The sequence below is a fragment of the Flavobacterium sp. genome, assembly GCF_020217025.1.
Taxonomy (GTDB): Bacteria; Bacteroidota; Bacteroidia; order Flavobacteriales; family Flavobacteriaceae; genus Flavobacterium.
In genome coordinates this window covers 1-10,000 of sequence record NZ_JAIWOF010000010.1, presented here as the reverse complement: position 1 = coordinate 10,000, position 10,000 = coordinate 1, and the positions used below count along the sequence as shown (strand labels likewise).

The following is a 10,000-nucleotide window of genomic DNA, read 5'->3' as shown; positions in this document are numbered from 1 at the left end:
ACGTTGGCATGAAGAATTACAAAAAGATATTTATGTGGAAGAAACTTTAAATGTTATTTCCGATATGAAATTGTTGACTAAAGGAAAAGGATTACCACAAAAATTAAGCATGAATTAAAAGAAAAAAAATCCCGATTCTTTGAATCGGGATTTTTTATTAATCTAGTTTATCAAGTTTGTTTTGTGCTTTTTCTAAGTCTAATTGAAGTTCTAAAGCTTTGTTTTCTTTTTTAAGAATTTTCTCTCTCCATTTTAACTCTTCTTCAGTGTTTAATTTTCCTTTTCTTCTAAGCTTTTCAAATTTCTCTTTATCTTTTTCTAAATCTTTTTTGTTGTCTTCTATTTTAGATTTAGCTTTTTCTATGTTCTTTTTGGCTTTTTCTCTTTGAGCAACCGCTTTTTGAGCTTGCTTTAATTCTTTTTCCGCCTTTTTCTGAGCTTTTTCTGCTTCTTTTAAAGCTTTTTGACGCTCTCTTTCTGCCTTTTGTTGTTCTTTAATTATTTTTTCTTCTGCTTTTATTCTTTCTTTTTCCGCTTTTTGTTGTTCAAGTAGTAGCTTTTCTTGTTTTACTTTTACACTATCAATTACAGTTTCTTGAGCTAATGTGGCTTGTAAACTAAATAAACCCACTAAAATTAAAAATTTTATTTTCATGATCTTCGATTTTAAAATTATCTTTACAAAGGTAACAAAAACTAAGCCAAATCATGACAAGAACACTTTATATCCTCCTATTTATCTCACTATTCTCTTGTAAAGAATTTGATATTAATAATGAAAGTTCACTTGAAAACAACCAAGTCTTAGTAAGTAAAAATGTGATTTCTAGTGATTTTGATTTTCTGCCAACATCAACCACAAGCGATGTTTACAAGCGTAACACTTATGCTTTTTCATATTCAGAAGCTCATGAACAAAGCGAATGGGTGGCCTATTATTTAGATAATGATGATGTAAAAACTACTAATTATGATCGCCCTTTTTTCGAACAAGATCCATTAGTAATAACAGAATCAGCAGATTGGAGAAATTATAAAAAATCGGGTTACGATAAGGGTCACTTGTGTCCAGCTGGAGATAGAAAAGAAACATTAGATGAATATAATGAGACTTTCTTCACCTCTAATATTAGTCCACAAGAGCATGAATTTAATTCGGGTGTTTGGAATCGTTTAGAAGAAAAAGTGAGATATTGGGCTACAAAAAATAATGGATTATATATTGTTACAGGTGGTGTTTTAACTGATAATTTGAAAACAATAGGAAAAGAAAAGGTTTCAGTTCCTAATTATTTTTATAAAGTACTTTTATCTAAAGATGGAACCAAAATGATTGGTTTTTTAGTACCTCATAAAAATTCTAACAATCCTTTGTATGAGTTTGTTGTTTCTGTTGATGAAATTGAAAAGATGACGGGAATTGATTTTTATCCAAATTTGCCAGACGAAATCGAAAATAATTTGGAGTCGAAATCTGATTATAAAGATTGGAGTTTCTAATTACCATTCATTTACTTTATTAGCGTCAAGCTTAATAAAGATAAATAGTAAAATGGTAAACGACCATAAACTCGAACCGCCGTAGGAGAAAAAGGGTAGTGGTACTCCAATTGTTGGGAATAGCTTAATTAACATGGCAATGTTTACAAAGAAATGCGTAAATAAATAAGTTGCCACACAATAACCATAAACCCTACTAAATTTTGTTTTCTGATTTTCTGCTAGATAAATTATTCTTAAAAATAAGGCAACGAATAAAAGAATTACCGTAATGCTTCCTACAAATCCCCATTCTTCGCCTACTGTAGTAAAGATGTAATCGGTGTGTTGTTCAGGTACGAATCCTCCTTTTGTTTGCGTTCCTTCTAAATAGCCTTTTCCAAGTAAGCCTCCAGAACCAATGGCAATCATCGACTGATTAAGATTGTAACCTTCTCGTTTAAGATCGACATCATCACCAATTAAAACATTAATACGATCTTTTTGATGTGGTTCTAATACTTTATCATAAACATAGCTTACAGAGAAGGCAAAACCTGCCATAACCAAGTAAAGTAGCCCGTAAACAATAGGATTTCTTGAGATTTTTCTATTAAATATATAGTGAATTACCATTACAACAAATACAATTCCAATCAAATAGAATGGTTCGATTACTAATGATAAAAAGAATAATGCAATTGCAATTATTCCCGAAAAAAAGTACCAACTTGGTAATCCTTCACGATTTAATACAAAGATTAGCGAAATGAAAATCATGGCGCTACCAGCATCAGGTTGCATTAATATTAGCAATACAGGGATTCCTACGATAGCTAATCCTATCATTTGATGTTTCGTGTATTTTAAATTGATTTGTGAATAACTCAAATATTTTGCTAGTAATAAAGCTGTTGCAGTTTTTACGAACTCTGATGGTTGAAAACCAAATCCGCCAAATTGATACCAGTTGGTTTGTCCTTTTTTTGTAACACCAAAAACAAAAAGCCCAAGTAAAAGAAGAATTCCAACGCCATAAAAAACAAAAGAAAGGCGTTCAAATATTTTGGCATCAGCAAATAAAATAATTAAAATTAACGGAATGGTTAATCCAATGAAAAGCATTTGACGTCCATAAATTTGAGAAATATCAAAAATTGAAGTTTCTTCTAATGGCAACGAGGCAGAATAAATAGTCATCCAGCCCATTATTACTAAAACTATATAAAGTAATATGCTGATATAATCAATTCTATTTCCTACGCTTTGATTTTTCATTTAGTTTTCTTCTTCCTCCTTTTTGGCGTCGCTTATTTCTACTTTAACTTTGTTTAAAGAGTCTTGAACTCTCGAAGGATCAACTTTTCTTTGATAGATGATGTTTTCAATTCTTTTATACTCTTCTAGTAAACTTCCATTAAGCATGGTGGTTTCTAAATCTTTTCTTGTAATTTTTCCAGTAACGTATTTTTCGGCCATTAGTGTTGCAATAGGTCCTGCCCATCGGTTACCCCAATATCCGTTTTCAACAACTACAGCAATAGCAATTGTTGGATTTTCTTTTGGTGCAAATGCAACAAAAATAGAATGGTCTTTTAACTGATAGGTCTTACCAGCAACTCTAATTTTATTTTCGGCTGTTCCAGTTTTTCCACAAAGTTCTAATCCTTCTACTTTTAAATTCCAAGCTGTACCCACATTGTAAACATCAGCCAAGCCTTGAATCATGGGTGTGAAATATTGCTTGTCAATTGTAGAATAATGTTTGGTTGTGAATTTCTTGTCTAAATCTTGTCCTTTTATTTTTTTTACAATGTGAGGGGTGTAGTAATATCCTTTATTTGCTACAACTGCCATCATGTTAGCCAATTGTAAGGTTGAAGTAGAAACTTCACCCTGACCAATAGAGTTTGAAATAATATAAGAACTTCTAATTTTGGCACCATTGTACATTCTTTTGTACATTTTAGAATCAGGAACTAATCCTTTTGATCCAATGGGCATATCGGTTCCTAAAAATTGTCCTAATCCAAAACTTCTAACATGGTTAGCCCAATTATCAACGCTGTAATAAGAATCTTTATATTTTTCTATAGTTCTTTTGTATGTGTTCCCAAAATAACTGTTACATGATTTATAAACACCATTGTTTAATTGCAAGGTATGTAAACCACAATGGCATTTCATGAAACGTCCAAAATTAGCTCCATGATTACAATAAAAAGTCGATTGTTCATCAATTACTTCTTCTTGTAACCCAATCAATCCTGTTATAATTTTAAATGGCGAACCTGGCGGATATGTAGCCTGAAGTCCTCTGTCATATAAAGGCTTAGCAATGGAATCATGATAAAGAGCCGTGTAGTTTTTAGAACGTTGTCTTCCTACTAACAATGCAGGGTCATAAGTAGGAGCTGTAACCAAAGCTAAAATCTCACCTGTTTTAGGTTCAAGAGCTACAATTCCTCCTCTTTTGTTAACCATTAATTCGGTTCCGTATTTTTGAAGTTCGTAATCAATGGTTAAGGTTAAATCTTTTCCTTGTTGGGCAATTGTGTCAAATTTTCCTTCTTTGTAGGGTCCAATAATTTTATTATGTTTATCACGAAGTAAATATTTTACTCCTTTTACACCTCTTAAAATTTCTTCGTATTGCTGTTCAACGCCTTGTTTTCCAATTAAATCACCACTGTTGTAGTATTTGTTTTTCTTTAAAATAGATTCGTCTACTTGTCTGATGAAACCGAAAATATTAGCTCCAACATTTACTTGATAATCGCGAAGGGAACGTTTTTGCGTATAAAAACCTTCGAATTTTCGCTCTTTTTCTTGAAACGCCGCGTATTCTGCTTTGTTTAATTGGGACAAGAAAACAGAAGGTAACATCGGGCTGTAAACTCTGGCTTTCTCTATCTTTTTGATAAAATCAGCTTTAGTGATATGTAAAAGCGAACAAAATTCGGTAGTATCAATGTCTTTAATTTCTCTTGGTACCACCATAATATCATACGAGGGTTGATTGGCAACTAATAACTTACCATTTCTATCATATATGTAACCTCGCTCCGGAAAATCAAATACTTTTTTAATAGCATTGTTTTCGGATTGTAGTTTTAAATTTTCATCAATTACCTGAAGGTAAAATATTCGAGCAATCAGGATAACAGAAGTAATTATAATTACGGCAGGTAATACAGCTTTTCTCATCGCTTACTTGGCTTAATTATATATAGAATTAGTAGACATATAGTAAACGTAAAAATAGTACTGAAAAGTGTACGGATCAATATAGTAAAGAATAAATCAAATCGGAAATACTCAAAAAAGAATAAAACAAAATGATGGATAAAAATGGCTAATAACAATAAAGTAATACGCTCAGGTGAAATTTTATCCGCAATTTTCACGGTTTGATATTCGTAACTCAATCCAAATGCAAATTTAAAAAGTGAAGGTCTTACGTAAGCCAGAACTATGGAAGCCATCGTATGAATTCCGCCTGAATTACAAAACATATCCAAAAGAATACCCATTGCAAAACTTCCTAAAAGTAAAACGCTTTTGTTGCTGTTAACAGGATACAATAAAATAAATAAGATATAAGGATATGGGTTTAAATACCCTAACATATTAATATTGTTGAATATTAAAAGCTGTAAGAGTAAAAAAAATACAAATCGGATACTATTTAAAACGCTATTGTTCACTTATTGTTTTGGTGCTGTGGTTGCTGCTTCTAATTGTTGTTTCTCTTTTTTTCTTTTGTTTTCAATAACGTAAACATAACCTAACGATGTCATGTCATTGAATAAACGAATATTGATAGTGTAATAATTTGTTTTCTTGTCAATGAAAATTTTGTCAATTTTTCCAATTGGAATATTTTCTGGAAAAATGTCTGAATTTCCACCTGTTACGATTGAATCTCCGTGTTTTAAAGATGCTAATCTTGGAACGTCAATTAGTTGTGCAAAACCTACATTTCGTCCATCCCAAATTAAAGATCCAAAGTGATTTGAATTTTTAATTTTAGCATTAATCTTTGATTTTGTATTTAAGATACTTAAAATAGTTGAATAATTTGCAGAAGTCTTTTCTATAATACCAACAATTCCTTTGTCATTCACCACTCCCATATCGATTTCAATTTTCGAATTTTTTCCAGAATTGATGGTGATGTAGTTTTCCCTTGTATTAAATGTGTTTTTTACCACTTTGGCTACCACGACATTGTAATTGTTGAGGTCGTTTCTAAATAATGTTTTAGAAGTTAAAATGGTGTCTTTTTTGTTGAATAATAATTCCTTAAGCAATGCATTTTCCGAAGCTAAATCTTTGTTTTTTTGCTTTAAACTAAAGTATTCATTTACCTCATTCACTTTTTCATAGTAGGCACCAGTAACAGCATTAGCTGAATTTACATACTCGCTTCGGTGATAGGAGTGCGATTTTACAACCAAAGAAAATGAGATGCCCAAAAGCAGCAAAAACAGCAATCGATGGCTGTTTTTTATGATAAAATTAATTATTTGCTGCATGGACTATTTTTTATTTAATCAGGATTCCTTTGTATTTGTTGATGTTCTTTAAGGTCATTCCCGTTCCTCTTACAACGGCTCTTAAAGGATCTTCTGCGATGTAAACAGGTAAATCTGTTTTCATTGAAATTCGTTTGTCTAAACCTCTTAACATCGAACCTCCACCTGCTAGGTAAATACCTGTGTTGTAAATATCGGCAGATAATTCAGGTGGCGTTTGTGATAAGGTTTCCATAACCGCATCTTCAATACGTTGAATCGATTTGTCTAATGCTTTTGCAATTTCTCGGTACGATACATCAACACGTTTTGGTTTTCCGGTTAATAAGTCTCTTCCGTCAACTGCCATATCTTCTGGTGGGCTGTCTAAATCTTCAGTAGCTGCACCAATTTGAATTTTTACTTTTTCAGCGGTAGTTTCTCCAACAAATAAATTGTGTTGCGTTCTCATGTAGTAAATGATATCATTTGTGAAAACGTCTCCGGCAATTTTTACCGACTTATCACAAACAATTCCTCCAAGAGCGATAACTGCAATTTCTGTTGTACCACCTCCGATATCTACAATCATGTTTCCTTTTGGTTGCATAATATCTAAACCGATACCAATTGCTGCCGCCATAGGTTCATGAATCAAATATACTTCTTTACCATTAACACGCTCAGCCGATTCTTTTACCGCACGCATTTCCACTTCTGTAATTCCAGAAGGAATACAAATTACCATACGAAGTGCTGGCGTAAATAATTTCTTTTTTAAAGCCGGAATACTTTTGATAAACATTTTTATCATTTGTTCCGACGCATCAAAATCAGCAATAACCCCATCTTTCAAAGGACGAATGGTCTTGATGTTTTCATGAGTTTTACCTTGCATCATGTTGGCCTCCTTACCTACAGCAATAATTTTGCCAGTAATTCGGTCTCTTGCAACGATAGATGGACTGTCAATCACGACTTTATCGTTGTGAATGATTAGAGTATTTGCGGTACCAAGGTCGATTGCGATATCCTCGGTCATGAAATCAAAAAATCCCATAAGTTTGATAAGGGTTTAGCGTTTTTTGTATAATTGTATTCAACTCGCAAAATTATAAAAATAATCTGGAATAAATACAAATAAAAAGCGCATTAAAAAAAATATTTTAATGCGCTTGTGAAATATGTTTTGTAAGTGAAATTTTAATGTTTGAAATGACGAATTCCAGTGAACACCATTGCCATGTTATTATCATTACAATAATTGATGCTCAATTCATCTTTAATTGAACCTCCTGGCTGAATCACCGCTGTAATTCCAGCTTTATTTGCGATTTCTACACAGTCTGGGAACGGGAAGAACGCATCACTTGCCATAACCGCTCCGGTCAAATCAAATTCAAATGAAGTTGCTTTTTCAATAGCATGACGTAAAGCATCTACTCTTGAAGTTTGTCCTGTTCCAGAAGCACACAATTGTTTGTTCTTAGCAAATACAATCGTGTTCGATTTGGTGTGTTTGCAGATTTTTGAAGCAAATAATAAATCTTCAATTTCTTCTGCAGTTGGAATTGCTGTTGTAACCGTTTTTAAATGGTCTTTAGAATCCGTTACGTTATCTTTATCTTGAACTAAAACTCCGTTTAAACAAGTACGAACTGTTGTTTGAGGTAATTCAACATCGTTTAAAATTAAGATAATTCTGTTTTTCTTTTCTTCTAAAATATCAATCGCTTCTTGGTCGTACGCTGGAGCAATTACTACTTCACAGAACAATTGGTTAATTTCATTCGCCGTAGCCACATCAATTTTTCCATTCGCAATTAAAACACCACCGAAAGCCGAAGTTGGGTCACCTGCTAAAGCATCTAAATATGCTTCTTTCATGGTGCTTCTTGTAGCTAAACCGCAAGCGTTATTGTGTTTTAAAATCGCAAAAGTTGGATTGTCGTTTTTGAATTCGTTCATTAAATTTACTGCTGCATCAACGTCTAATAAATTGTTGTAAGACAGTTCTTTTCCGTGAACTTTGGTAAACATTTTATCGAAATCACCATAGAAAAATCCTTTTTGGTGAGGATTTTCACCATAACGTAATACATTTCCGTTTTGTTCACTGATTTTTAAAACCGGTTCTTCAAAAACTTGATTGAAGTAGTTAAAAATCGCAGAATCATAATGTGAAGAAACATTAAAAGCTCTTGAAGCTAATAATTTTCTGTTTTCTAAAGTGGTAGCGCCATTGTTTTCAGTATAGAAATTCAAAAATGGTGCGTATTGTTCAACTGAAGGAACTATTACCGTGTCTTTGAAGTTTTTAGCAGCTGCTCTAATTAACGAAATGCCACCGATGTCAATTTTCTCGATAATATCTTGTTCGCCAGCGCCAGAAGCAACGGTTTTTTCAAACGGATACAAATCCACAATCACTAAATCGATTTGCGGAATGTTGAATTCTTTCATTTGCTCCACATCACCTGCATGGTCTTGACGGTTTAAAATACCACCGAAGATTTTTGGATGCAACGTTTTTACTCTTCCTCCTAAAATTTCAGGGAAAGCCGTAATATCTTCTACAGCAACTACTGGAATGCCTAAGTCTTTAATAAAAGTTTCAGTTCCGCCGGTAGAATAAATGGTTACATTGTTTTGGTGAAGGGCTTTAACAATAGGTTCTAAACCGTTTTTGTCAAATACAGAAATCAATGCCGAAGCAATTTTTTTTGTTGTGTTCATGGTGTTGTGTTGTTGTATCTGAATAGTCTCAGATAAATGTTGTTGTTTTCGTGGTGCAAAAGTAGTTATACTTCTTAAAATAGTCAAACTTTATTGTTTTATATTTTTTTGATTGTGTGCACGAGCGTGACGCTCGCGCTAGTGGAGGCAAGACGTATAGTTTTTCAATCATCCAAATTTACAAATTCAACTTTTGTTTTATATTTTTCATATTTACCTAAACGTAAACTACTTTTACTAGGGTCTTTTGAAGAGTAAATTACTTTTAATACACAATTTGTACATGTAATATTATTTTTAAATTTTTTTAAATTTCTTACTGAGGTTACACCTGAATATTTTTTTTTATTGATTATGTATTCATAATATACTCCATAATCTCTAATGTTTTCGGTAAATTTTATAACTTTTCCAGTGGTAAATAATTTGTTTTTATCAATTTCATCATAATATAAAAATTGCTTAAATACTAAATATCCAATAATCATGATTGGTAAAACAGTAAAATACTTTAAAACTTTTTCTTTATTCATAATTTATTTCATTGTTTTTATTAATTGTCTCACCGCTAGCGCGAGCGTCACGCTCGTGCCCACAATCTAATTCAAGTCAATTTCTAAAACAGTTTGGTCGTTATTGCCATAATTTCTTGCACTACTGTATTTCCAATCAATTGGGTCAGTAACAAATCCAGTTTCTAAAGGATTATTATTAATGTAATTTAATTTTTGCTCAAATACTTTCAGTGACCAAATTTCAATAGGTTGGTTGTTTTGTTGCCAAAATTGACTTTTTTCAACATTGCTTTTTTCTTACCCGCTTTTTCAAACATCCAAAGCAACCATTCTTTTCTGCTTTCTTGAGGATTTTCTGCAATTATTTTTAGCATTTTTCTTGATGTAAAACCTTTGAAATCTCTCATTAATCCTGATGGGTTGCCTAGGGAAGAACGAAAAATTAAATGAATATGACTAGGCATAATGCAATACCCATAAATTTCCATTCCTTTATTTTTTCTGCAATACTCTAATGATTCGATTATGGTGTCAAAATAATCGACTCTTGTAAAAATATCTATCCAATATACAGTGGCAAATGATACAAAATAGGCTCCGTTTTTTTCTGCAAATTTGTATTTTCTGCTCATAGGATTGTTTTTAATTTCTTTGTGGGCACGAGCGTGACGCTCGCGCTAGCGTGGGTATTCTGTAAGTTTTTATTTGAATAGTTTAAGAAAAAGCAGTGTAACTCCTATTATAACGAAAAAA

9 protein-coding genes and 1 pseudogene are annotated in these 10,000 nt (G+C 32.3%); 1 reads left to right on the top strand and 9 read right to left on the bottom strand.

The annotated features are described in order from the left end of the window. Window positions 1-157: 157 nt before the first annotated feature. Window positions 158-655: a hypothetical protein gene (locus LDL23_RS00445; RefSeq protein WP_291263943.1), complete on the bottom strand. Its 498-nt coding sequence runs from the start codon at window positions 653-655 to the stop codon at window positions 158-160. Between the two features lie 53 nt (window positions 656-708). On the opposite strand from LDL23_RS00445, the gene LDL23_RS00440 reads away from it, so the two are divergent. Then, window positions 709-1,500 carry a DNA/RNA non-specific endonuclease gene (locus tag LDL23_RS00440; RefSeq protein WP_291263942.1) on the top strand — a complete coding sequence of 264 codons (792 nt, stop codon included), beginning with the start codon at window positions 709-711 and terminating at the stop codon, window positions 1,498-1,500. Here the strand turns inward: LDL23_RS00440 and rodA are convergent, their stop codons facing one another. The 8 genes and pseudogenes from rodA to LDL23_RS00400 all read right to left on the bottom strand — a co-directional run bounded on the left by rodA (window position 1,501) and on the right by LDL23_RS00400 (window position 9,879). After that, window positions 1,501-2,757 carry a rod shape-determining protein RodA gene (gene rodA, locus LDL23_RS00435; RefSeq protein WP_291263941.1) on the bottom strand — a complete coding sequence of 419 codons (1,257 nt, stop codon included), beginning with the start codon at window positions 2,755-2,757 and terminating at the stop codon, window positions 1,501-1,503. It lies immediately after the preceding gene. After that, the gene (locus LDL23_RS00430) at window positions 2,758-4,686 is read right to left on the bottom strand and encodes a penicillin-binding protein 2 (RefSeq protein ID WP_291263940.1); all 1,929 of its coding nucleotides are present in this window, start codon (window positions 4,684-4,686) and stop codon (window positions 2,758-2,760) included. It abuts the gene before it with no gap. Continuing rightward, the gene (locus tag LDL23_RS00425) at window positions 4,683-5,186 is read right to left on the bottom strand and encodes a rod shape-determining protein MreD (RefSeq protein WP_291263939.1); all 504 of its coding nucleotides are present in this window, start codon (window positions 5,184-5,186) and stop codon (window positions 4,683-4,685) included. Before LDL23_RS00425 ends, LDL23_RS00430 begins: the two co-directional genes overlap by 4 nt. Further along, window positions 5,187-6,017 carry a rod shape-determining protein MreC gene (gene mreC / locus LDL23_RS00420; protein ID WP_291263938.1) on the bottom strand — a complete coding sequence of 277 codons (831 nt, stop codon included), beginning with the start codon at window positions 6,015-6,017 and terminating at the stop codon, window positions 5,187-5,189. A 10-nt stretch (window positions 6,018-6,027) separates the two neighbouring features. Continuing rightward, complete coding sequence (locus tag LDL23_RS00415; RefSeq protein ID WP_026725280.1) at window positions 6,028-7,056, bottom strand: rod shape-determining protein; 1,029 nt, start codon at window positions 7,054-7,056, stop codon at window positions 6,028-6,030. Between the two features lie 143 nt (window positions 7,057-7,199). Then, window positions 7,200-8,732 (bottom strand): bifunctional phosphoribosylaminoimidazolecarboxamide formyltransferase/IMP cyclohydrolase, encoded by a 1,533-nt coding sequence (purH, locus tag LDL23_RS00410; RefSeq protein WP_291263937.1) that lies wholly within the window; start codon window positions 8,730-8,732, stop codon window positions 7,200-7,202. A 164-nt stretch (window positions 8,733-8,896) separates the two neighbouring features. Continuing rightward, window positions 8,897-9,265, bottom strand: coding sequence for a hypothetical protein (locus tag LDL23_RS00405; protein WP_291263936.1), 369 nt, complete (start codon window positions 9,263-9,265; stop codon window positions 8,897-8,899). A gap of 66 nt (window positions 9,266-9,331) precedes the next feature. Further along, window positions 9,332-9,879: pseudogene (locus LDL23_RS00400) on the bottom strand (transposase). Window positions 9,880-10,000: the final 121 nt, after the last annotated feature.

Coding starts and splice junctions, on each gene's coding strand:
- LDL23_RS00430 (WP_291263940.1), bottom strand. CDS start 4,686: ATGAGAAAAGCTGTATTACCTGCCGTAATTATAATTACTTCTGTTATC.
- LDL23_RS00405 (WP_291263936.1), bottom strand. CDS start 9,265: ATGAATAAAGAAAAAGTTTTAAAGTATTTTACTGTTTTACCAATCATG.
- rodA (WP_291263941.1), bottom strand. CDS start 2,757: ATGAAAAATCAAAGCGTAGGAAATAGAATTGATTATATCAGCATATTA.
- LDL23_RS00415 (WP_026725280.1), bottom strand. CDS start 7,056: ATGGGATTTTTTGATTTCATGACCGAGGATATCGCAATCGACCTTGGT.
- mreC (WP_291263938.1), bottom strand. CDS start 6,017: ATGCAGCAAATAATTAATTTTATCATAAAAAACAGCCATCGATTGCTG.
- LDL23_RS00445 (WP_291263943.1), bottom strand. CDS start 655: ATGAAAATAAAATTTTTAATTTTAGTGGGTTTATTTAGTTTACAAGCC.
- purH (WP_291263937.1), bottom strand. CDS start 8,732: ATGAACACAACAAAAAAAATTGCTTCGGCATTGATTTCTGTATTTGAC.
- LDL23_RS00440 (WP_291263942.1), top strand. CDS start 709: ATGACAAGAACACTTTATATCCTCCTATTTATCTCACTATTCTCTTGT.